Origin of the sequence: Candidatus Aalborgicola defluviihabitans, from assembly GCF_016705985.1 — a bacterium.
GTDB lineage: Bacteria > Pseudomonadota > Gammaproteobacteria > Burkholderiales > Burkholderiaceae_C > Allorhodoferax > Allorhodoferax defluviihabitans.
Genome location: NZ_JADJKN010000008.1, coordinates 252,116 through 272,741 on the forward strand (window position 1 = coordinate 252,116; position 20,626 = coordinate 272,741).

General features: G+C 57.0%; 22 protein-coding genes, 2 tRNA genes and 1 pseudogene. 15 read left to right on the forward strand and 10 right to left on the reverse strand.

Annotated elements, in window-relative coordinates:
* Position 1: 1 nt before the first annotated feature.
* The 4 genes from murI to IPI80_RS11570 are packed head-to-tail and all read left to right on the forward strand — an operon-like array spanning position 2 to position 2,738.
* The gene (murI, locus tag IPI80_RS11555; protein ID WP_413860183.1) at positions 2 to 844 is read left to right on the forward strand and encodes a glutamate racemase; all 843 of its coding nucleotides are present in this window, start codon (positions 2 to 4) and stop codon (positions 842 to 844) included.
* A gap of 8 nt (positions 845 to 852) precedes the next feature.
* Entirely contained in the window at positions 853 to 1,533 is a 681-nt protein-coding gene (locus IPI80_RS11560) for a carbonic anhydrase (RefSeq protein ID WP_413860185.1), read from the forward strand.
* A 45-nt stretch (positions 1,534 to 1,578) separates the two neighbouring features.
* Positions 1,579 to 2,328, forward strand: a complete 750-nt coding sequence (locus IPI80_RS11565; protein WP_413860187.1) for a hypothetical protein — start codon at positions 1,579 to 1,581, stop codon at positions 2,326 to 2,328.
* Positions 2,271 to 2,738: a PQQ-binding-like beta-propeller repeat protein gene (locus IPI80_RS11570; protein WP_413860189.1), complete on the forward strand. Its 468-nt coding sequence runs from the start codon at positions 2,271 to 2,273 to the stop codon at positions 2,736 to 2,738. The genes IPI80_RS11565 and IPI80_RS11570 overlap by 58 nt, the downstream gene beginning before the upstream one ends.
* A gap of 27 nt (positions 2,739 to 2,765) precedes the next feature.
* Here IPI80_RS11570 and IPI80_RS11575 read toward each other — a convergent pair.
* Both IPI80_RS11575 and IPI80_RS11580 read right to left on the reverse strand, forming a co-directional pair.
* Positions 2,766 to 2,842: transfer RNA gene (locus IPI80_RS11575), tRNA-Arg, on the reverse strand.
* A gap of 79 nt (positions 2,843 to 2,921) precedes the next feature.
* A tRNA-Pro gene (locus IPI80_RS11580) sits at positions 2,922 to 2,998 on the reverse strand.
* Positions 2,999 to 3,082: 84 nt separating this feature from the next.
* On the opposite strand from IPI80_RS11580, the gene aat reads away from it, so the two are divergent.
* The 3 genes from aat to IPI80_RS11595 are packed head-to-tail and all read left to right on the forward strand — an operon-like array spanning position 3,083 to position 5,434.
* A complete protein-coding gene (gene aat / locus IPI80_RS11585; RefSeq protein ID WP_413860191.1) occupies positions 3,083 to 3,832 on the forward strand; it encodes a leucyl/phenylalanyl-tRNA--protein transferase in 750 nt (249 codons plus the stop codon).
* 10 nt (positions 3,833 to 3,842) lie between these two features.
* A complete protein-coding gene (locus IPI80_RS11590; RefSeq protein WP_413860193.1) occupies positions 3,843 to 4,625 on the forward strand; it encodes an arginyltransferase in 783 nt (260 codons plus the stop codon).
* A 20-nt stretch (positions 4,626 to 4,645) separates the two neighbouring features.
* On the forward strand, positions 4,646 to 5,434 hold the full coding sequence (locus IPI80_RS11595; RefSeq protein ID WP_413860195.1) for an IclR family transcriptional regulator: 789 nt from the start codon (positions 4,646 to 4,648) through the stop codon (positions 5,432 to 5,434).
* Positions 5,435 to 5,445: 11 nt separating this feature from the next.
* Here the strand turns inward: IPI80_RS11595 and IPI80_RS11600 are convergent, their stop codons facing one another.
* The 6 genes from IPI80_RS11600 to IPI80_RS11625 all read right to left on the reverse strand — a co-directional run bounded on the left by IPI80_RS11600 (position 5,446) and on the right by IPI80_RS11625 (position 12,858).
* Positions 5,446 to 6,477, reverse strand: coding sequence for a serine hydrolase (locus IPI80_RS11600; protein ID WP_413860197.1), 1,032 nt, complete (start codon positions 6,475 to 6,477; stop codon positions 5,446 to 5,448).
* A 159-nt stretch (positions 6,478 to 6,636) separates the two neighbouring features.
* On the reverse strand, positions 6,637 to 8,175 hold the full coding sequence (locus tag IPI80_RS11605) for a 2-isopropylmalate synthase (protein ID WP_413860199.1): 1,539 nt from the start codon (positions 8,173 to 8,175) through the stop codon (positions 6,637 to 6,639).
* Between the two features lie 218 nt (positions 8,176 to 8,393).
* Entirely contained in the window at positions 8,394 to 9,227 is an 834-nt protein-coding gene (pssA, locus tag IPI80_RS11610) for a CDP-diacylglycerol--serine O-phosphatidyltransferase (RefSeq protein ID WP_413860201.1), read from the reverse strand.
* Between the two features lie 169 nt (positions 9,228 to 9,396).
* Complete coding sequence (gene ilvC / locus IPI80_RS11615; RefSeq protein ID WP_413860203.1) at positions 9,397 to 10,410, reverse strand: ketol-acid reductoisomerase; 1,014 nt, start codon at positions 10,408 to 10,410, stop codon at positions 9,397 to 9,399.
* A gap of 76 nt (positions 10,411 to 10,486) precedes the next feature.
* Positions 10,487 to 10,978, reverse strand: coding sequence for an acetolactate synthase small subunit (gene ilvN / locus IPI80_RS11620; RefSeq protein ID WP_413860205.1), 492 nt, complete (start codon positions 10,976 to 10,978; stop codon positions 10,487 to 10,489).
* 98 nt (positions 10,979 to 11,076) lie between these two features.
* On the reverse strand, positions 11,077 to 12,858 hold the full coding sequence (locus IPI80_RS11625) for an acetolactate synthase 3 catalytic subunit (protein WP_413860207.1): 1,782 nt from the start codon (positions 12,856 to 12,858) through the stop codon (positions 11,077 to 11,079).
* 293 nt (positions 12,859 to 13,151) lie between these two features.
* Here IPI80_RS11625 and IPI80_RS11630 point away from each other — a divergent pair, with 293 nt between their 5' ends.
* The 5 genes from IPI80_RS11630 (at position 13,152) to IPI80_RS11650 (ending at position 15,900) form a co-directional block, all read left to right on the forward strand.
* The gene (locus tag IPI80_RS11630) at positions 13,152 to 13,718 is read left to right on the forward strand and encodes an RNA polymerase sigma factor (protein WP_413860417.1); all 567 of its coding nucleotides are present in this window, start codon (positions 13,152 to 13,154) and stop codon (positions 13,716 to 13,718) included.
* Positions 13,715 to 14,146, forward strand: a complete 432-nt coding sequence (locus tag IPI80_RS11635; RefSeq protein ID WP_413860209.1) for a DUF3619 family protein — start codon at positions 13,715 to 13,717, stop codon at positions 14,144 to 14,146. Before IPI80_RS11630 ends, IPI80_RS11635 begins: the two co-directional genes overlap by 4 nt.
* 84 nt (positions 14,147 to 14,230) lie before the next feature.
* Positions 14,231 to 14,914, forward strand: coding sequence for a DUF3106 domain-containing protein (locus tag IPI80_RS11640; RefSeq protein ID WP_413860419.1), 684 nt, complete (start codon positions 14,231 to 14,233; stop codon positions 14,912 to 14,914).
* An 88-nt stretch (positions 14,915 to 15,002) separates the two neighbouring features.
* Positions 15,003 to 15,497, forward strand: coding sequence for an RDD family protein (locus tag IPI80_RS11645; protein WP_413860211.1), 495 nt, complete (start codon positions 15,003 to 15,005; stop codon positions 15,495 to 15,497).
* A 7-nt stretch (positions 15,498 to 15,504) separates the two neighbouring features.
* Complete coding sequence (locus IPI80_RS11650) at positions 15,505 to 15,900, forward strand: diacylglycerol kinase (RefSeq protein ID WP_413860213.1); 396 nt, start codon at positions 15,505 to 15,507, stop codon at positions 15,898 to 15,900.
* A gap of 95 nt (positions 15,901 to 15,995) precedes the next feature.
* On the opposite strand, the gene IPI80_RS11655 is transcribed toward IPI80_RS11650, so the two are convergent.
* Together IPI80_RS11655 and IPI80_RS11660 are read right to left on the reverse strand one after the other, a co-directional pair.
* The gene (locus IPI80_RS11655; RefSeq protein WP_413860215.1) at positions 15,996 to 16,334 is read right to left on the reverse strand and encodes a P-II family nitrogen regulator; all 339 of its coding nucleotides are present in this window, start codon (positions 16,332 to 16,334) and stop codon (positions 15,996 to 15,998) included.
* A gap of 7 nt (positions 16,335 to 16,341) precedes the next feature.
* On the reverse strand, positions 16,342 to 18,018 hold the full coding sequence (locus IPI80_RS11660) for an NAD+ synthase (protein ID WP_413860217.1): 1,677 nt from the start codon (positions 18,016 to 18,018) through the stop codon (positions 16,342 to 16,344).
* A gap of 62 nt (positions 18,019 to 18,080) precedes the next feature.
* On the opposite strand from IPI80_RS11660, the pseudogene IPI80_RS11665 reads away from it, so the two are divergent.
* From IPI80_RS11665 to IPI80_RS11675, 3 genes and pseudogenes are all read left to right on the forward strand, one after another.
* Positions 18,081 to 19,278, forward strand: a pseudogene (locus IPI80_RS11665) (GNAT family N-acetyltransferase).
* Between the two features lie 107 nt (positions 19,279 to 19,385).
* Positions 19,386 to 19,880, forward strand: coding sequence for a response regulator (locus tag IPI80_RS11670; RefSeq protein WP_413860219.1), 495 nt, complete (start codon positions 19,386 to 19,388; stop codon positions 19,878 to 19,880).
* Positions 19,881 to 20,063: 183 nt separating this feature from the next.
* Positions 20,064 to 20,555, forward strand: coding sequence for a hypothetical protein (locus IPI80_RS11675; protein ID WP_413860221.1), 492 nt, complete (start codon positions 20,064 to 20,066; stop codon positions 20,553 to 20,555).
* The last annotated feature ends 71 nt before the right edge of the window (positions 20,556 to 20,626 follow it).

The following is a 20,626-nucleotide window of genomic DNA, read 5'->3' on the forward strand; positions in this document are numbered from 1 at the left end:
CATGATGGCCGACGCGCCACAGCCCCAGGCACGTAGCCGCGACCCCATCGGCGTTTTTGACAGCGGGGTTGGCGGCTTGAGCGTGTTGCAGGCCTTGCGGGCAGAGTTACCCGACGAGCGGTTTGTGTATGTGGCCGACAGTGGCCACGCACCCTATGGCGAACGCGATGACACCCATGTCGTAGCCCGCTCGCAGGCCATCACCCGCTACCTAGTGGCGCAGCACCGTATCAAAGCCTTGGTGGTGGCATGCAACACCGCAACGGCGGCGGCCATCCTGCAATTGCGCCAGGAATTTCCCGATCTGCCCATCGTCGGCATCGAACCCGCACTCAAGCCGGCAGCAGCCCAAAGCCACACCCGGCGCATTGGCGTGCTGGCGACGCGAGGCACTCTGAACAGCGAAAAATTTCGGGTGTTGCTTGCATCACTGCAGGATCAGGCCGACTTTGTTTTGCAAGCATGTGACGGACTCGCGGACGCCATTGAGCAGAACGATGCTATTAAAACAGAAGCGCTATGTGTATACTTCACGAGGGCTAGTGGCCCATTTGGCATAGAACAAAATTGCGTGGACACGCTTGTCCTGGGTTGTACCCACTACCCGTTTGCCGCCGACATCCTGCGTGCGCAGGTGGGCGAATCCGTAATTTTTCTGGAAGGCGGCGCACCCGTTGCCCGCCAAACCCGTCGTCTGCTGGCCGCACGCAGCTGGTTGGCCACTGAACACACTTTGGCGCCAGCAGTCGTCTTTGGCACCACGGGAGACCCCAGCAAGATGCAAGCCGCCATTGCGCGGTGGCTGCATGAGGACTGTGAAGTGCAGTCGCTGAACATCGAATGACACGCACCATGCGACTGCTGCCCGCACTTTTGCTCACACTCCTGTGGTTGCTGTGCCTGACTGTTCCGGCTGCCGCAAGTGTGTGTGACAGTGGAAAGCGGCAGTCCCCGATTGACATTCAGGCCACTTTGCGCAAACCACTGCCTGCACTGGATTTCCAGTATCAGTCCGTACCACTGCGCATTGCCGACGATGGTCACACCGTGCGTGTCCGGTTCGCTCCCGGTCAAACCTTGCGCATAGGCTCAGAGCGCTACGCTCTGCAGCAGTTCCACTTTCATACTCCCGGTGGGGACCGCATCGCCGGTGAAGATTTCCCCATGGCCGCCCACCTGTTGCACAAGAGCACCTCGGGGCAGTTACTGGCGGTGGTCGTGCTGTTTCGCACAGGGGCAGAAAATCCAGTGCTGGGGCGCTTGCTGCCACTCATCCCAGCGCGGGCCGATGGCGACCATGTCCACCCCGACGTCCGCATCCATGCCGGTGATCTGCTACCGAGCGGACATGGCTACTACCGCTATACCGGTTCGCTAACTGCCCCACCCTGCACTGAAGGGGTTGATTGGCTGGTTTTGAAGCAGCCCGTAGAGCTTTCCAGCGCCCAGTTGGCGCTCTACCGCCAGCGGTTTTCCGACAACGCCCGCACAGTACAGCCATTACACCAGCGCGTTGTGCTGGAGAGCCAATAGCGCTCCCACGTTGTCCCCCAGGCGTCTTCGCCGGCAAAGATCACGGTGACCTTGCGTCAAGTCAAAGCCGGCTCTCATCCACTGCAGACAATGGCTGCGATGCTTTTGTCAACCGCTCGCCCTGCACGCCAGGGAATCGCCATGCTTCACACCACTAATCGTCCAGCCCGTCTAAAACTCATTGCGCTGGCCGTTCTGGCAAGCCTATGTAACCCTGTTCTGGCACAGAAGGTCAAGAAAGACCCTGCAGCCGGCATCGAAGTCACCGTGACTCCAGAGATGACAGGTGCTGGGATGGTCTCCAGCGGCGTCACGCTGCCGCCCATTCCACCGGTAACTGGTAGCCGCACCAACCGCGCGCCATCGTGGGGCAAGCCACTGCCTTACCCGATCGTGATTGCCGATCGGCGTAACAACCGGCTGATCGAGATCGCACCGGACAAGAGCATCGTCTGGGAGTTCCCATCGCCCAATCTCAAGTTCTACCGTGGCAACGAAGATGTCAATTTCTCTGCTGACGGCAAGCAGATCGCGGTCAGCGAGGAAGATAATTTCGACATCCATTTGGTGGACTACGAGAAGAAGGAGTTGACCTGGACCTACGGAATACCCGATCACCGTGGCAAAGGGCCAGGTTTGATCCCAAGACCAACGCCATCACCACCCAGTGGGGAACACCAGGCCAGTGCAAGCACAATCCCCCCAAGCAATTGGCCTACCCGAATGGCGCCACGCCCATGGAAAATGGAGATCTGCTGGTTACCGAGATCCAGGATGCCTGGATTTCCCGCGTAACACGCGAAGGCAAGGTGCTGTGGAGCGTGAAGGCGCCCAATATGCACTACCCATCCGACGCCTTCCCCACCGCAGACGGCAAGCAGGTCATCGTGGCGGATTTCTGGAAGCCCGGTCGGATCGTGATTTTCGATCCGTCCACGCGCAAGGTGACCTGGGAATATTTTGTAAAAGAAGGCGAAGGCATGCTGGATCACTGCTCCATAGCCCGCGAACTGCCCGAGACTGGTGACATTCTGGTGGTGGATGACCTGCACGACCGCGTGATGGTGATCGACCGCAAGACCAAGGCCATCATCTGGCAGTATGGTGTAACAGGTAAAAAGGGTCACACACCCGGCCTGCTGAATTACCCCGACGGCGTTGACCTGGACGTGTTTCGCGACTGGAAATCAGCGCTGCACAAGTAGCCGCGGGTAAAAATGCGTCGGGGAAGGTGGCCAGCCGTACTGGACTCGAACCAGTTACCCCCAACTTAGAAGGTTGGTGCTCTATCCAGATGAGCTAACGGCTGCTGCACTGTGCAATGGAGTACGGGCACAAAGCACAAAGGCCCCGAAGTACCGACACTCTGGAGCCTTTGTTTTGAATAGTGGTCGGCGTACAAGGATTCGAACCTTGGACCCCCTGCTCCCAAAGCAGGTGCGCTACCAGGCTGCGCTACACGCCGACAGCCAGTATTCTAACCGCTCGAAGCACCAATCTTTTTCAGCGCGAGAAAATTTTTGTGCACTCATTCGCTACCATCTGCGCTATGTCGCATTCACCTTCCGCACTGCCATGGCTGGAACCCGGCGACGCGTTCCCTGCAGTAGAGAGCACATGGGACGGACAAACCGATGCACCGGGGTTGTTGGCAGCCGGCGGCGACTTGTCGGTCGGTACCTTGTGTAAAGCCTACGCCAACGGCATATTTCCGTGGTTCAGCAAGGGGCAACCTATTCTGTGGTGGAGTCCAGACCCTCGCATGGTGCTCACGGTAGCCAACTTTCGCCTGCGCCGCTCCTTGCGCAAGGTGCTGGCACGGTTCGTGGCCGACGTACGTTGTGAGATCCAGTTCGACACTGCATTTGCGCAGGTCATCAGCGCGTGTGCCGGCACCTCTCGCCACGGTCAGCCCGGCACCTGGATTGTTCCTAACATGGTGCAAGCCTATACGCACTTGCACGAAGCCGGCCACGCCCACAGCGTGGAGACCTGGGTGAATGGTCAACTGGCAGGCGGGCTTTACTTTGTAGCCCTGGGGCATGCAGTATTTGGTGAATCGATGTTCTCGCATGCGAATGACGCCTCCAAGATCGCCTTGGCGGCCTTGGCATGCTTTTGTCTGGAGCATCGCATTAGCGCCATCGACTGCCAACAAAATACGGCCCATTTGGCGTCCTTGGGCGCAGCCGAGATGCCGCGTGGTGTTTTTTTAGAACATATACGCCACGCGAAGGAGCAGCCAGCGCCGCTTTGGCACTTCAGCCCCCTATACTGGAATCATATTTTGTCTGCCTGATGCCTTCACTGTGACAGACCTTAAAGACTTTCCGCTGCAAACCCTGCAGTTCTACGCCACCGCGCCGTATGAATGCAGTTATCTGCCCAACCGCATGGCGCGTTCGCAGGTCGCCACGCCCAGCCACCTGATCAACAACTCCACGTATTCCGAACTGGTCAGCAAGGGCTTTCGCCGCAGCGGCATGTTCACCTACCGCCCTTACTGCGATGGTTGCCAGGCCTGCACACCACTGCGGGTGATTGCAGATCGATTCAAACCGAACCGCAGTCAGCGCCGGGCCTGGAACCGCCACCACACCCTGTCAGCGCGGGTGTTGCGCCTGGGTTTTGTGCCAGAACACTACGCTCTCTATTTGCGCTACCAGAACAGCCGCCACGCGGGCGGCGGCATGGACGAAGACAGCGTGGACCAGTACACCCAATTCCTGCTGCAGAGCCGCGTCAACTCTCGGCTAGTGGAATTTCGGGAGACCTTGCCCGACGGATCCACCGGCGCGCTCAAGATGGTGTCCATACTCGATGTGATTGATGATGGCCTGTCCGCCGTTTACACCTTTTTTGAACCGGATGAAGTCGCCAGCTTCGGCACCTTCAATGTACTGTGGCAAATCCAGCAGGCCCGTCGCCTGGGGCTGGCCTACGTCTACCTGGGGTACTGGATTCAGGAAAGCACCAAGATGAGCTACAAGGCCCGCTTTGCGCCCATGCATATTCTGGTCAACGGGGAATGGTGTGAACACGCTGCGATGCCTCAAGGGATAACTTCCGGCACAACCAATTCCACGATATAAAATCAAGATCTTCGCACACCATGACAAAACGCCCTTCAGACATTCCCAGTAAGCCAACGGTACAGGTGATTGAGCGCATGTTCACCCTGATCGATGTACTCGCCTCCCGTGAAGAGGCCATCAGCCTCAAAGACATCAGTGAAAAATCCGGCCTGCACCCTTCCACCGCGCACCGCATCCTCAACGACTTGGCAACCGGACGCTTTGTGGACCGCACCCAGCCCGGTAGCTACCGGCTGGGCATGCGGCTGCTGGAGCTTGGCAATCTGGTCAAGGGGCGCCTGAACGTGCGCGATGCCGCCCTGGCACCGATGCGGGAGTTGCACGCGCTCACACAGCAACCGGTGAGCCTCAGCGTGCGCCAGGGTGACGAGATCGTCTACATCGAGCGCGCCTTCAGCGAACGCTCAGGCATGCAGGTGGTACGCGCCATTGGCGGACGTGCACCTTTGCACCTGACCTCTGTGGGTAAACTGTTTTTGGCGGGGGACGATCCCCAGCGCATTCGCGCCTACGTGACCCGCACAGGCTTGCAGGGCCACACCAAGAACAGCATCACGCAACTGGAAACCCTGGAGCGGGAGTTATCACGGGTGCGCCAGTACGGTCAAGCCAATGACAACGAGGAACTGGAGCTGGGCGTGCGATGCATGGCAGCTGGTGTCTACGATGACCAAGGCAAGCTGATCGCGGGACTATCCATATCAGCACCGTCAGGGCGTATGGAAGACAGTTGGCTGCCCAAGCTCAAGGAGACGGCCCGGCAGATTTCAGAAACGCTGGGGCACCGTCCCGGCACCATGGCCTAAAAGAACTCTGTTCAGTTGATGGACAGTTGGTGGTTGATTGCGGTGCTGGCCATGGGCACGGCTTTATTCACGCTGGGTGGAATGGATTCAACCCAGCGCCTGACGCGCTCGGCATCTGCAATGCGGCTGAACTTGCCAGCGGAATCCAGGAACACCATGATCAATTTGCGTCCAGCCACCTTGGCCTGCATCACCAGGCATTGGCCTGCTTCAGTGATGTAGCCCGTCTTTTGCAGGCCGATATCCCAAGCCGGGTTCTTCACCAGACGGTTGGTATTGTTGTACTGGAGCGTGCGATGCCCAACCTCAACCTGGTAGCCGGTGGAAGTAGACAGTTCGCGCATAGTTGGGTTGCCAGAGGCGAAATCAACCAGAGTCGCCAAATCACGGGCGCTAGATTGGTTTTTGCTCGACAGCCCTGTAGGTTCCGCATAGCGCGTGTCTGCCATACCCAACATTTTGGCGCGTGCATTCATCAGGCTGACAAATGTCGGCAACCCACCAGGGTAGGTGCGACCCAGTGCATTGGCGGCGCGATTTTCGCTGGACATCAGGGCCAGATGCAACAGCTCGCCACGGCTCAATTCCGTACCGACACGCAGCCGTGAAGAGCTGCCCTTTTCCATATCCACATCGTCCTGGGAAATAGTGATCATTTCATCCATTGGCAACTTGGATTCGCTGATCAGCAAACCGGTCATCAACTTGGTGATGGAGGCGATGGGTAACACGGCCAACTCGTTCTTGCGAAACAGCACTTCTTGCGTGTCTTGATCCATCACAAAAGCCACACTGGATTTCAGGTCCAGCGGGTCGGATGCGCCATGCAATCCCGCTATTTGCCCAAAAGACGGTGCCTTGGGAATGAAAACCACGCGGCGGGCCACGGGCGTTTTTTTGGCCTTTGCCTTGACCACGACTTTCTTGGGATGGTGCTTGACGCTAGAAGTCGGATGGCGGGTTGCGGCGTTCACTGACAGTGAAGCCAGAACCAGCGCAGAACAAGCGGCAAAAAAACCGAGCTTGGCAAAAAAAGGTTTCATTGTGTATCCCAAAGGCGGTGCAATATGAACGAAAAATCAATCAATGCAATTGCCTGTGAACGACAGTGTAAACAAAAAAGTCACGCAAGATCAAGTACTTGCGCGACAAACTTCAACAAATAACTAGGAAATCCGGAGAAATATGGAGATGCCCGGACTTTAACCTTGCGCAGCCACCCTTTCGGACTTGCTCTGCAACTTGTTGAGAGCACTCAAATAGGCTTTGGCAGACGCCACCACGATGTCCGGGTCGGAACCCACGCCGTTAACAACCCGACCACTGTTTTGCAGCCGTACCGTTACTTCACCCTGACTTTCCGTTGACCCGCTGATCGCGTTCACCGAGTACAGCACCATCTCCGCGCCACTCTTGACGTGGGCTTCAATGGCCTTGAGAGATGCATCAACTGGACCATTGCCATCGGACGTGCCCTTGACCTCGTGACCATTCATCGTGAAGACGATGCTGGCTTCTGGCCGCTCACCGGTTTCACTGTGCTGGGACAGCGATACAAAGCCAAATTGCTCGTTGTCATGGGAGACGCTTTCGTCACTCACCAGCGCCAGGATGTCTTCGTCAAAGATTTCACTCTTGCGATCGGCCAGTTCCTTGAAACGGGTAAATGCGGCATTGATGTCTGCTTCGCTTTCCAACTGGACACCTAACTCTTGCAACCGTTGCTTAAAGGCATTGCGACCACTGAGCTTGCCCAGAACGATCTTGTTGGCCGTCCAGCCCACATCCTCTGCACGCATGATTTCGTAGGTGTCGCGGGCCTTCAAGACACCATCCTGGTGAATGCCGGACGCATGGGCAAACGCGTTGGCACCCACCACGGCCTTGTTAGGCTGGACCACAAAACCGGTCGTCTGGCTAACCATGCGGCTGGCGGCCAGAATATGGTGCGTGTCGATACCCAGTTCCAGATCAAAATAATCCTTGCGAGTCTTGATTGCCATCACCACCTCTTCCAGGCTGCAATTGCCGGCCCGTTCACCCAGACCGTTGATGGTGCACTCAACCTGGCGCGCACCGCCAATCTTGACGCCTGCCAATGAGTTGGCCACAGCCATGCCCAGATCGTTGTGGCAATGCACCGACCAAATCGCCTTGTCCGAGTTGGGAACGCGCTCGCGCAATGTCTTGATGAAGTTGCCATACAACTCAGGAATGGCGTAGCCCACGGTGTCAGGCACATTGATGGTGGTTGCGCCCTCGTGGATGACCGCCTCGATCACGCGGCACAAGAAGTCCACATCGCTGCGGTAACCGTCTTCCGGACTGAACTCAATATCGTCCACCAAGTTACGGGCAAAACGCACCGATTGTTTGGCCTGCTCAAACACTTGATCTGGCGTCATGCGCAGCTTCTTCTCCATGTGCAGCGCCGAAGTGGCAATGAAAGTGTGGATACGCGCCCGGTTGGCACCTTTGAGGGCCTCTGCAGCACGGGCAATATCACGGTCATTGGCGCGCGACAGCGAACAAATGGTCGAATCCTTGATGTGATTGGCAATGAGTTGCACTGCCTCAAAATCCCCATTGGAGCTGGCAGCAAAGCCGGCTTCGATCACGTCCACCTTCAGACGCTCAAGCTGGCGGGCAATACGCAGCTTCTCGTCGCGGGTCATGGACGCACCCGGAGACTGCTCGCCATCGCGCAAGGTGGTGTCGAAAATGATCAATTTGTCAGCCATGTCTTAACTCCTGTGGATCTTTAAAATACCCGTAACCTGAAATATTGCAACCTGAATGCAAAAGGCCCGTTGCGGGTGCTAACGGGCCTTTTTTGGATTCAGTGCGTGCGCTACTTCTTCCGCCCGTGGTGGCGTAGGGGTAGTAGCGCTAGTGCAGAAAAATTCATGGTTTCAATGTACCACAGTTTACGAGCCCCCCCTGGGCAGCATTCAAAAATTCACTTGTGCAGGCCGCGTTCTTCCGGTTCGTCCGTGGAAATACTGATCACGCTGGTACGCAAACCCTTGGCCTTGCGCCAGCCGTAAATAACATAGCCGCTGAGGCTGTAGGCAACAAAAACACCAAACAGCACCGTGGGTGGGTCGATGTTGATTACGGCAATACCCAAGGCAATGGCCACCAAAACCGCAAAGGGCACACTGCGTTTCATGTGCCCGCCCTTGAAACTGTAAAACGGCACATTGGTGACCATGGTCAGACCGGCAAACAGGGCAATGCCAAAGGTGATCCAACGCACATCGAATAGGCCCAAATGGTCACCACCGCGAATGCCAAGATCGTTCAATAGACCGATAAAACCGATAACCAGAGCAGCCGCTGCAGGCGACGGTAATCCCTGGAAAAACCGCTTGTCGACTACGGTGGTATTTACATTAAAACGGGCCAATCGCAACGCAGCACACGCACAGTAGACGAAGGCAGCAATCCAGCCCCATCGCCCCAGGCCCTTCAAGGCCCAAAGGTAAGCAATCAGCGCCGGTGCGGCGCCGAAGGACACCATGTCAGACAGGGAATCCATTTGCTCGCCAAATGCACTTTGGGTATTGGTCATGCGTGCCACCCGGCCATCCAGACTGTCGAGCACCATGGCGCAAAAAATTCCGATGACCGCCTGGTCAAAACGACCATCCATGGCCATCACAATGGCGTAGAAGCCGCCAAACAGCGCCGCCAGCGTGAACAAATTGGGGAGTATGTAAATGCCCTTGCGGCGCTTCTTGATCACACCCAATTCTGTTTCGGATTCATCGAAATCGTCACCGTCATGCATAAATTGGCCTCCAGCCCTCGTAGATATTACGTAAGGCGCTATCAAACTTATAGTAACTACGGATCACGAAACGACCCGCATACATTGTTTCCGACCTGATGGTAGTCGGGAAATGCCGCAACAAATAGCAATGGCCACCTAAGTGGCCATTGCGTGGTGCCGTTAAGGCTTAGTTGCGGGTCTGGTCGACCAGCTTGTTCTTGGCAATCCAGGGCATCATGGCGCGCAACTGGGTACCGACCTTCTCAATGGAATGGTCGGCCGTGTTGCGGCGGCGTGCGGTCATGCTGGGGTAGTTCAGGCGACCTTCCTGGATGAACATCTTGGCGTAGTCGCCATTCTGGATGCGCTTCAAGGCATTGCGCATGGCAGCACGAGATTGGTCGTTAATGACTTCAGGGCCAGTCACGTACTCGCCATACTCCGCATTGTTGGAGATGGAGTAGTTCATGTTGGCAATGCCGCCTTCGTAGATCAGATCGACGATGAGCTTCAACTCGTGCAGGCACTCGAAATAGGCCATTTCAGGCGCATAGCCGGCTTCGGTCAGGGTCTCGTAACCCATCTTGATCAGCTCAACGGCACCGCCACACAAAACGGCCTGCTCGCCAAACAGGTCGGTCTCGGTCTCTTCCTTGAAGTTGGTCTCGATAATGCCGGCCTTGCCGCCACCATTGGCCATGGCGTAAGACAGAGCAAGGTCACGGGCCTTGCCAGATTTGTCCTGGTGAATGGCAATCAGATGGGGCACGCCGCCACCCTGGGTGTAAGTATTGCGCACAGTGTGGCCAGGGGCCTTGGGAGCGACCATCCACACGTCCAGATCGGCGCGAGGAATGACCTGGTTGTAATGCACATTAAAACCGTGTGCAAACACCAACGACGCGCCCTGCTTCAGGTGGGACTCAATCTCTGTGTACACGCCAGCGATGTTTTCGTCTGGTAACAAAATCATCACCACATCTGCGGAAGCAACTGCTTCGTTCACTTCGGCAACTTTGAGGCCAGCCTTGGCGACTTTGTCCCAAGAAGCGCCACCCTTGCGCAGACCGACAACCACTTTCACGCCGCTGTCGTTCAGATTCTGGGCGTGTGCGTGACCCTGGCTGCCGTAACCGATGATGGCAACGGTTTTGCCCTTGATCAGGCTCAGGTCGCAATCCTTGTCGTAAAAAACCTTCATTTCATCTCTCCATGGTTAAAAATTTGCGGGTCAGACCGCTCGCGCAAGCGATGTGCTCTGACCCCAACTGACTAAACTAAACCCGCAGAATGCGCTCGCCACGCCCAATACCACTAGAGCCGGTACGTACCGTCTCCAGAATGGCTGCGCGCTCCAATGCCTCCAGGAACGCGTCATTTTTGGACTGGTCACCCGTTAATTCGATGGTGTAACTCTTGTCCGTTACGTCGATGATGCGGCCACGGAAGATGTCCGCCATGCGTTTCATCTCTTCGCGCTCCTTGCCCACCGCACGCACCTTGACCATCATGAGCTCGCGCTCGATGTAGGCGCCTTCGGTCAGGTCAACCACTTTAACCACTTCAATCAGGCGGTTCAAATGCTTGGTAATCTGCTCGATTACGTCGTCAGAACCCGATGTCTGGATCGTCATGCGGGACAAAGTGGCATCCTCAGTGGGTGCCACCGTCAACGATTCAATGTTGTAGCCACGGGCCGAAAAAAGTCCGACCACCCTGGATAGAGCACCAGGCTCGTTTTCCAGCAATACTGCAATGATGTGTTTCATAAGAATAGATTCCTCTTTTCGCTGCCCTCCCCCCATCGCGGTAACGCTGGGGCTTGGCAAACAATAGATTCGTCAAAAAAGATTAAAGAGCGGGGCAATCAAAGGTCTTCCGACCCCAGAATCATTTCAGTCAAACCTTTACCGGCCTTAACCATGGGGAACACGTTCTCGGTCGGGTCGGTGCGGAAGTCCATGAACACGGTGCGGTCCTTGAGCTTGCGCGCTTCGCGCAGCGCCGGCTCCACATCTTGTGGCTTCTCGATCAGCATGCCTACATGGCCATAGGCTTCGGCGAGCTTCACAAAATTGGGCAGCGCGTCCATGTAGCTGTGGCTGTATCGTCCTTCGTACTCGACCTCTTGCCACTGGCGCACCATGCCCAGGTAGCGGTTGTTAAGCGACACAATCTTGATCGGCGTGTTGTACTGCAGGCAAGTTGACAGTTCCTGGATACACATCTGTACCGAGCCTTCGCCCGTAATACAGAACACTTCACTGTCCGGCTTGGCCAGCTTGATACCCATGGCATAGGGGATGCCCACGCCCATGGTGCCCAAACCACCGGAATTGATCCAGCGGCGCGGTTCATTGAACTTGTAGTACTGCGCAGCCCACATTTGGTGCTGGCCCACGTCGGATGTGATGTAGGTATCGGCATCCTTGGTCATGTTCCACAACGTCTCCACCACGTACTGGGGCTTGATGACATCGCCCTTGCCCATGCTGTACTTCAGGCAGTCCCGTTTGCGCCAGCCGTCAATGGTTTCCCACCAGGCGCCCAGGGCGTTGACATCGGGTTTGATTGCGCTCTCTTTGATCATGGCGATCATTTCACCGAGCACATCCTTCACATCACCCACGATGGGAATATCGACCTTGACGCGCTTGGAAATACTCGACGGATCGATGTCGATATGGATGATCTTGCGTTCGTTCTGTGCAAAGTGTTTGGTGTTACCAATCACGCGGTCATCGAAACGTGCGCCAACCGCAAGCAACACATCGCAGTTTTGCATGGCGTTATTGGCCTCCACCGTGCCGTGCATACCCGGCATTCCCAGGAATTTGGGGTCCGTGGCAGGGTAGGCGCCCAGGCCCATTAGGGTGTTGGTAACCGGATAGCCCAGCATATCCACCAGGGTACGCAACTCAGCGCAGGCGTTGCTCAGCAACACGCCGCCACCGGTATAGATGTAGGGGCGTTTGGCGGTCAACAATAATTGCAAAGCCTTGCGAATCTGCCCGCCGTGGCCCTTGCGAACCGGGTTGTAAGAGCGCATTTCCACCGACGACGGGTAACCAGCGTAGGGAACCTTCTTGAACGACACGTCCTTCGGTATATCCACCACTACAGGTCCGGGGCGACCGCTTCTGGCGATGTGGAATGCCTTTTTCATGGTCTCGGCCAAATCACGGGCGTCTTTGACCAGAAAATTGTGCTTCACGATGGGGCGGGTAATGCCCACGGTGTCGCATTCCTGAAACGCATCCAACCCGATCGCGTGCGTTGGCACCTGACCGGTAATGATCACCATCGGAATGCTGTCCATGTAAGCCGTTGCAATTCCGGTCACGGCATTGGTAACGCCGGGGCCAGACGTGACCATCGCCACGCCAACATTGCCAGTGGCACGGGCATAGCCGTCTGCCGCGTGCACAGCTGCCTGCTCGTGGCGCACCAGAACGTGCTGAATGGTGTCTTGCTTGTAGAACGCGTCGTAAATATGCAGAACTGCGCCGCCGGGATAGCCCCAAATGAATTTGACGTCTTCGGCCTGAAGGGCCTTGACCACGATTTCAGCCCCACGCAACTCTTGCGCGCCGGACGATTTATGGGATGCAGCGGATGCTGAAGCGATTTCAGCTTTTGAAATTTCCATGATGAACCTTTGTGAATTTCTCTGACGAAAAACCTTGGGTGCCCCTTCGCAAACTCTTGTGGAGTCGCGTCGGGACTTAGGACTAAGACCATGGACGCATTGAATGCTGCGCCGAATCAAAGCCCGTTTGCCTTTTGATTGCAAGCCCCATTATCACACCGACTAACCCCAATTGACGTGATCAAGCCCAAAGTTGATCCAGCGAGTGCGATAATTCACTTCTATTGCGCAAAAAAGCCGCAGCCTCGGTGCCTTCAGGCACTTTTGTTCCTGATTTTTTCGGTTTTTACCACTTGGCTTCCGAACGCGAACTGTCCGATTTTTTGAAGAGCGTAGAGAAACGTGCGTTCAAGCGCTCGGTGTACCACGTGCGCAATGACGAATCGGCACTGGACATTGTGCAAGACGCGATGATGAAACTGGCGGAACACTACGGCCACAAGCCGGTGGAAGAGTTGCCGATGCTGTTTCAACGCATCCTTTCCAACTGCACCCTGGACTGGTTTCGACGGCAAAAGACGCAAAAGGCGCTTTTTTCCACCATGAGCGACTTTGAATCCGCCGGTGACGATGACAGCTTTGACCTGCTGGAAACCCTGAATATCGCCAGTGGCGGCGAACAAAGTGAAAGTGCCGAGACGCTGACTGAACGGGCACAAACCTTGCGTGAGATAGAAATAGAAGTACAGCAATTGCCGGCGCGTCAACGGGAAGCCTTTTTGATGCGTTACTGGGAGGATATGGACGTTGCCGAAACGGCAGCAGCCATGGGCTGCTCGCAGGGCAGTGTCAAAACACACTGTTCCAGGGCAGTCCACGCTTTGGGAAAAGCCCTCAGCGCAAAGGGAATACGACTATGAAAACACTTGACTTACACCAAATCGATAACTACCAAGACCGTTTTGGCCGCAATGTTGCCGCACGCTTGTCGGATACCTCCCAAGGTATTTCCCCTGATATTTCAGAGCGCCTGAAGGCAGCCCGCATGTTGGCCTTGTCCAAGCGCAAGGTTGTCAAACTACAAACCGCCTCCAATATCAACACCAATGGCAGTGCCGCCACTCTGAACAGCGGCGACGCTGACAACGGCCTCTGGAACCGTCTGGGTTCTATTATTCCGTTGTTGGCACTTGTTGCGGGTCTTTTGGCCATCGCAGTGATTCAGGAGCAACGGGTTACCAAAGAGATTGCCGATGTCGATGTCGAGCTTCTCGCGGACGATTTGCCGCCCGCTGCCTTCACCGACCCCGGGTTTGTTCGCTACCTGAGCACCAATCGCCGCGACTAAAGTTTTTGCGTATCCATGTCGTTTGTTGATTCCATTGCACGCATAACCCCCCGTTTGACGCCAAGTCTGAATTGGGGGCTTGCAATGGTGTGTGGCCTGGTATTGCTCGCCACGCTTGTATTCAACCATACGCCGCCGGGCGCCGCTCCAACTGTGCAGGCCGTTGCACCGGCTAACAAAGCGTCCGCACCCGTGGTAGCAGGGGGTCCACAGTGGCAAGAGCTGAGCCAGGCTCATCAGAAGATCCTGAACCCTTTGGCAGGCACCTGGAATTCCCTGGGGCCCAACCACAAGGCCAAGTGGATTGCACTGGCCACCAATTACCCCAGCCGTAGTCCCGAGGTCCAAGCCAAACTGCAAAGCCGTATGGCCAAGTGGGCAGCTCTCACACCCCGAGAGCGGGAGCTGGCCCGCTTGAACTATGCGGAATACAAAAAACTGAGCCCTGCAGAGCGGGCGGCGGAGTGGGCTGCCTACCAGGAACTGAGTTCGGATGAAAAGAAACAACTGGCCGCCAAAGGTCCCCGAAAACCGGTTGGTGCTGCAGTTGCTGTCACACCGACTGCTGGCGACAAGTTGACCGTTGTTCCGGTGACCCGCAGATCCGGCCAGCTAGCGGACTCGGCGACGCCTGCCAAATCGCAGATTGACCCAAACACATTGCTGCCAAAATTGATTATTCCGCAACCGCCGGCAGACAATCCGCCGGAAGTCCCGACCAACAACGAAACGCCTGGCATCAACAGCGATACCCTGTCGCCCAACTAGTCCGGGACCGCCGGGTCTGCGCCGGGCAGCAATCGAGATGACGAATCGCCATGGACCTACAATCCCGGGCGTTCCTGATCTACACACCATGCCCACTGAAATGATTACTCCCGGCCTTTGGCGCCGCATGGCTTGCTGGCTGTACGAAGGCATCCTGCTGTTTGGCGTGATGTTCCTGGCCGGCTACCTGTTCAGCACGCTTAGCCAGACCCGCAACGCCCTGGACAACCGCAACGCGCTGCAAACCTTCATCTTTGTGGTGTTTGGCATCTACTTTGTCTGGTTCTGGGCCAAGGGTCAAACCCTGGCGATGAAAACCTGGAACATCCGCGTTGTCGGCCTCGATGGGAAAGCCATAACCCAAACGCGTGCTCTGGGGCGCTATTGCTTGAGCTGGCTCTGGTTTCTACCGCCCCTGATGGCTGCCACGCTATTTCATCTGAGCGGAGGTGAATCGGTGGTCATCATCATTGGCTGGGTAGCAGTGTGGGCGCTGTTAAGCCGCTTCCAGGCGCAAGGCCAGTTCTGGCACGATGCAATGGCCGGCACCCGACTGGTCTCATCCGAACCGCTGAGTCGCTGAACAACCCATGCAGACAACACCCTCGCCTGCTCCCGTCAACCCACAAAAGAACCGCAAGGGCCTGAGCCGCTTCTGGCACGCCACCGGTTATTCCATGGCCGGCTTGCGTGCTGGCTGGGCTGAAACCGCCTTTCGCCAGGAGACCCTCGCCGCACTCGTGATGCTGCCACTGGCTTTCTGGCTGGGTCGCACCTGGGTGGAGACGGCCTTACTGGCCGCCAGCGTGGTGTTGGTATTGGTGGTGGAACTGCTCAACACAGCAGTAGAGGCTGCCATTGACCGCATCGGCCCGGAATGGCACGACCTGTCCAAGCGCGCCAAGGACATGGGCAGCGCAGCCGTGTTACTCAGCCTGCTGCTGTGTTTGGGTATCTGGGTGGCGGCGCTGGTACACCGCTTCTAGCCAAGAAGCGAACGCCGCGCAGGGTCGCCCCAAGCCGGTTCAGCCCCCTCGGGGGGCAGCGACCCCCACAACGTGGGGGAGCGTGGGGGCACTATTTAAATAGCGGACTCGTCTTGCTCGCCCGTGCGGATACGCACCACACGCTCGACGCTGGTGACAAAAATCTTGCCGTCGCCGATCTTGCCAGTGTGGGCAGCCTTGACGATGGCATCCACACAGCGGTCCACATCATCGGTTTTTACGACCACTTCAATCTTGACCTTGGGCAAAAAATCCACCACGTACTCGGCACCACGGTACAGCTCGGTATGGCCCTTTTGGCGACCAAAGCCTTTGACTTCGGTGACGGTCAGACCGGTTACGCCACATTCGGCCAAAGCTTCGCGTACTTCTTCCAGTTTGAATGGCTTGATGATGGCGGTGATTTGTTTCATAGGTTTCCTAAGCTCTAAAGTGGTTCGTAATAGGATAACGCCAATCCTTGCCAAAACTCCGGTGCGTCACCCTAATCCCTACGGGAGCCTGGCGGCGCTTGTACTCGTTGAGCTTGATCAGGCGCGTAACCTTCTCCACATCTGCCTGGGCAAAACCAGCCGCCACGATGGTGGCCATGCTCTGGTCGTTTTCCATATAGCGGTCAATGATGGCGTCCAGCACCTCGTAGGGCGGCAGGCTGTCCTGGTCCTTCTGGTCGGGACGCAACTCGGCACTGGGCGGGCGGGTAATGATGCGCTCGGGAATGGGGCTGGCACCCGTGCCATAGGGGTCGTTGGCATTGCGCCAGTGCGCCATTTTGAACACCAGGGTCTTGGCCAGATCCTTGATGACCGCAAACCCGCCAGCCATATCGCCGTACAGCGTGCAGTAACCCGTGGCCATCTCGGACTTGTTGCCGGTGGTCAGCACAATGCTGCCAAACTTGTTGGAAAGTGCCATCAACAGCGTGCCACGGATGCGGGCCTGGATGTTCTCTTCGGTTGTATCTTCGGCGCGACCGGCAAACTCGCCCGCCAGCGACGCCTTGAACGCTTCGAACTCCGGCACGATAGAGATTTCGTCGTAGCGCACACCCATGCGCTGCGCCATCTCGCGGGCGTCCAGCCAGCTGATGTCCGCCGTGTACGGTGAAGGCATCATCACCGTGCGCACTTTGTCAGCACCCAGGGCATCCACCGCAATCGTCAGCACCAGGGCCGAATCAATGCCGCCCGACAGCCCCAAAATGGCCCCCGGAAAGCCGTTCTTGCCCACGTAATCCCGCACGCCCAGCACCAAAGCATCCCACAGGTCCTGCTCAGGGGTGCGTACCGGCTCCACTTTCGCTATTATTTTCATAGTAGCTTGTGTAGATTCCACGAGGGCTAGAAAGCTATTTTCCTTAAAACTTGGGGCGCGACCAGCCACCGTGCCATCGCTATCCAGCGCAAACGAGTGGCCCTCAAACACCACCTCGTCCTGCCCGCCCACCAGGTGGGCGTAGACCAGCGGCAAGCTGGTTTCCAGCACCCGCTGGCGCATCATCTCTTCGCGCTCATAACCCTTGCCCACATGGAAGGGCGACGCGTTGATCACCGCCAGCAGTTGTGCTCCGGCTTCCTTGGCCAGGCGAGCAGGTTGCTCAAACCAAGCGTCCTCGCAAATCAAAAGGCCCACGCGCACGCGCTGCCCCGGCGCACCCGCCTCAAACACGCACGCACCATCGCCCGGTGTGAAATAACGGCGCTCGTCAAACACCTGGTAGTTGGGTAGCTCATGCTTGGTGCAGGTTGCCACGACCCGCCCTTCGCACAAGACGCTGGCAGCATTGAACCGCTGCTGCACCGCCACGGATCGGGTGCGGCTGTCGCCACCCGTGGGGTGACCCACCACCACCGTCATGTCCTTTAACCCGGCCAAAGCGTGGGCTACGCGTTTCACGGCATCATCGCAGGCATGGATAAATGCAGGTCGCAAAAACAAGTCCTCTGCGGCATAGCCGCAAATGGAAAGCTCGGGCGTCAGCAGCAAGCGCGCGCCATCGGCGTAGGCTTGTTGTGCGGCGGTGATGATTTTTTGCGCATTGCCGTCCAGATCACCGACGATGAAATTACGTTGCGCAACGCACAGTTTGAGAGTCATGAACCGGAACTTTTTTGTTGAACACGGCACCACAGTGCCCTTCAGCGCGCACGGGGTGCGCCATGACTGATGATTATGTCATTGGGGTGGCCAACTCGCCGCTGGAGGTCGATGGTGCCGCCTGGGACGCGCTGTTGCAAACCCAGTCCAACCCCAGCCCCTTCATGCGCCACGCCTATCTGGCCGCGCTGCACGCCAGTGGCAGCGCCTCTCCCCGCACCGGCTGGACACCGCACTGCATCACCCTGCACCAAGCTGGCGAACTGGTCGCCGCCTGCATGGTGTACGAAAAAGCCCACTCCTACGGCGAATATGTGTTTGACTGGGCGTGGGCCAATGCCTACGCCCAGCACGGGCTGGCCTACTACCCCAAGGCGGTCAGCGCCGTGCCCTTCACCCCAGTACCCGGTGCCCGCCTGATGGCCCGCGACCCGGCCGCCCGTGCTGCTCTGCTTCAGGCGATGTTGCAGTGGTGTAAGCAGAGCGGCATGTCGTCACTGCACCTGCTGTTTGTAGAAGACGAAGATGCTTCCACCTGCGCCCAAGCAGGTCTGATGCTGCGCCACACCGTGCAGTTTCACTGGAAAAACCGTCACGCAACCGGGCTACCGAGATTTCGACGCCTTCCTGCAATCCCTGTCCCAAGACAAGCGCAAAAAAATTCGCCAGGAGCGGCGCAAGGTTGCCGACGCGGGCGTGCGCTTTCGCAGTGCCCAGGGTCGAGACATCACAGCTTCCGACTGGGATTTTTTCTACAACTGCTACGAGCGTACTTACCTGGAGCACGGCAACGCACCCTACCTGAACCGCGACTTCTTCACCCGCATGGCCGACACCATGGCCGAGCACTGGTTGCTATTCGTCGCCGAGCGCAACGGCACCCCGATTGCTAGTAGTTTGATAGCGATTGATTCATATCCGACGAGGGCTAGCGGCCAGAATGACTCAAACGATTTAGTCAAAGTAGCCTATGGCAGATATTGGGGTGCGCTGGAACGGGTGGATTGCCTGCACTTTGAAGCCTGCTACTACCAGCCGCTGCAGTGGTGCATAGAACACGGCTACCAGCGCTTTGAAGGCGGCGCACAGGGTGAACACAAAATGGCCCGCGCCCTACTCCCGGTCAAAACCACCAGTGCCCACTGGTTGGCCCACCCCGCCTTTGCCGATGCGGTGGCGCGGTTTCTGGAGCGTGAGGGCGAAGGCATCGCGGGCTATCTGGACGAACTGGGCCAACGAAGCCCATTTCGGCACGGCTAAGATGGTGCGTGATTGCAACCTTCAAGCAACTTCGCCATACTGGCACTACCCCAACCGCCATGGTGTTCGCGCCGTCGCTAAAAATTCACTATAAAACAGGGTTGCACATGACCGATACCGATGATGATCTGATGTTTCTGGATGACCCCGAGGATGCCTGCCTGCCCAGCGGGGCACCATGGGTTGTTTTGGTAGTTGATGACGACCGGGACGTGCATGCTGTCACAAAAATTGCGTTCAATGGACAGGACTGTGAAGGGCGCTCCATCGACATTCACAGTGCTTATTCGGGCCAGGATGCCATAGAACAGATCTCCCAAGTCGGCTCAACCCTGCCAGCGTTGGTCCTGATGGACATGGTGATGGACACCCCCACGGACGGGCTCGACACCATTCATCGGTTGCGTAATGAATTGCAGCTGCGCGATATTCCGACCATCTTTATACGCACCGGGCAACCCGGGCTCACCCATAGCTTGCAGCAGCTTCAAAATGATCCCGATATTGATTTGGTTTTGCTCAAGTCGGACTTGACTGCAGAAGTTCTGCGCAGGGAAGTATTCCGGGCTTTGAGGAACGGCCGCAAGGCATTTGCCAAGTAAGCCCGTTGCTTTGGGCCAGGCATGCCATTGCGCGTGGCTGCGCAACGCAAAGTGTGTTTTGTGAAGGCTCCGTGTTGAGTTGCAACATGGTGTAAGGCCGGTCAACTGCGTGCAACGCCCTGCCGTTGACTACTCAGTTGCAACGAATTCATCGTCACAACATACTCTACCCACAGGACCTACATGAACAAATTACTCGCTTCCTTGCTCGCCACCCTGTTTGTCGGCGTCGCATTTGCACAAGCACCGGTTTCTCCCATGACACCAGTGACGCCCGCAACGGTGAAAGCGGGGGTCAAAGCTGACAAGGCCAACGCCGCTGCAAGCAAAGCCGAGGCCAAGGTGGACATGAAAGCCGACGCCAAAGTCGAAAAGGCCGAAACAAAAGCCAGTGACACAAAAGCCGAAGCCCATCAGGATGCAGCCAAAACCAAAGCTGCAGCACATGAAAAAACCGCGAAGGCAAAGCCTGGAGCCCACGCCAAAGCCGTGAAAACCGAAGCCAATGAAGCCGTGAAGGCAGATGCCAAGACCGACAAGGTCGTTGCCAATGCCGACGCCAAAGTCGAAAAGGCAAAGGTCGAGGCAGCTGGTGACAAAGCTATCGCCAAAATCGAAACCAAGACGACCAAAGCCGAAGGCAAGGCCGATGTAAAAGCATCCACCGGCAAGTAAGCAGCCAACGTGGTTCCGCAAAAAAGACAGGCTCAGCCTGTCTTTTTTTGTCCAACGCTTGCATGGCAAGG

Bases quoted from the DNA above. Each gene is read 5' to 3' on its own strand.
- murI (WP_413860183.1), top strand. From the start codon at position 2: ATGATGGCCGACGCGCCACAGCCCCAGGCACGTAGCCGCGACCCCATC.
- IPI80_RS11560 (WP_413860185.1), top strand. From the start codon at position 853: ATGCGACTGCTGCCCGCACTTTTGCTCACACTCCTGTGGTTGCTGTGC.
- IPI80_RS11570 (WP_413860189.1), top strand. From the start codon at position 2,271: ATGGAAAATGGAGATCTGCTGGTTACCGAGATCCAGGATGCCTGGATT.
- aat (WP_413860191.1), top strand. From the start codon at position 3,083: ATGTCGCATTCACCTTCCGCACTGCCATGGCTGGAACCCGGCGACGCG.
- IPI80_RS11595 (WP_413860195.1), top strand. From the start codon at position 4,646: ATGACAAAACGCCCTTCAGACATTCCCAGTAAGCCAACGGTACAGGTG.
- IPI80_RS11600 (WP_413860197.1), bottom strand. From the start codon at position 6,477: ATGAAACCTTTTTTTGCCAAGCTCGGTTTTTTTGCCGCTTGTTCTGCG.
- IPI80_RS11605 (WP_413860199.1), bottom strand. From the start codon at position 8,175: ATGGCTGACAAATTGATCATTTTCGACACCACCTTGCGCGATGGCGAG.
- pssA (WP_413860201.1), bottom strand. From the start codon at position 9,227: ATGCATGACGGTGACGATTTCGATGAATCCGAAACAGAATTGGGTGTG.
- ilvC (WP_413860203.1), bottom strand. From the start codon at position 10,410: ATGAAGGTTTTTTACGACAAGGATTGCGACCTGAGCCTGATCAAGGGC.
- ilvN (WP_413860205.1), bottom strand. From the start codon at position 10,978: ATGAAACACATCATTGCAGTATTGCTGGAAAACGAGCCTGGTGCTCTA.
- IPI80_RS11625 (WP_413860207.1), bottom strand. From the start codon at position 12,858: ATGGAAATTTCAAAAGCTGAAATCGCTTCAGCATCCGCTGCATCCCAT.
- IPI80_RS11635 (WP_413860209.1), top strand. From the start codon at position 13,715: ATGAAAACACTTGACTTACACCAAATCGATAACTACCAAGACCGTTTT.
- IPI80_RS11640 (WP_413860419.1), top strand. From the start codon at position 14,231: ATGGTGTGTGGCCTGGTATTGCTCGCCACGCTTGTATTCAACCATACG.
- IPI80_RS11645 (WP_413860211.1), top strand. From the start codon at position 15,003: ATGCCCACTGAAATGATTACTCCCGGCCTTTGGCGCCGCATGGCTTGC.
- IPI80_RS11650 (WP_413860213.1), top strand. From the start codon at position 15,505: ATGCAGACAACACCCTCGCCTGCTCCCGTCAACCCACAAAAGAACCGC.
- IPI80_RS11655 (WP_413860215.1), bottom strand. From the start codon at position 16,334: ATGAAACAAATCACCGCCATCATCAAGCCATTCAAACTGGAAGAAGTA.
- IPI80_RS11660 (WP_413860217.1), bottom strand. From the start codon at position 18,018: ATGACTCTCAAACTGTGCGTTGCGCAACGTAATTTCATCGTCGGTGAT.
- IPI80_RS11670 (WP_413860219.1), top strand. From the start codon at position 19,386: ATGACCGATACCGATGATGATCTGATGTTTCTGGATGACCCCGAGGAT.
- IPI80_RS11675 (WP_413860221.1), top strand. From the start codon at position 20,064: ATGAACAAATTACTCGCTTCCTTGCTCGCCACCCTGTTTGTCGGCGTC.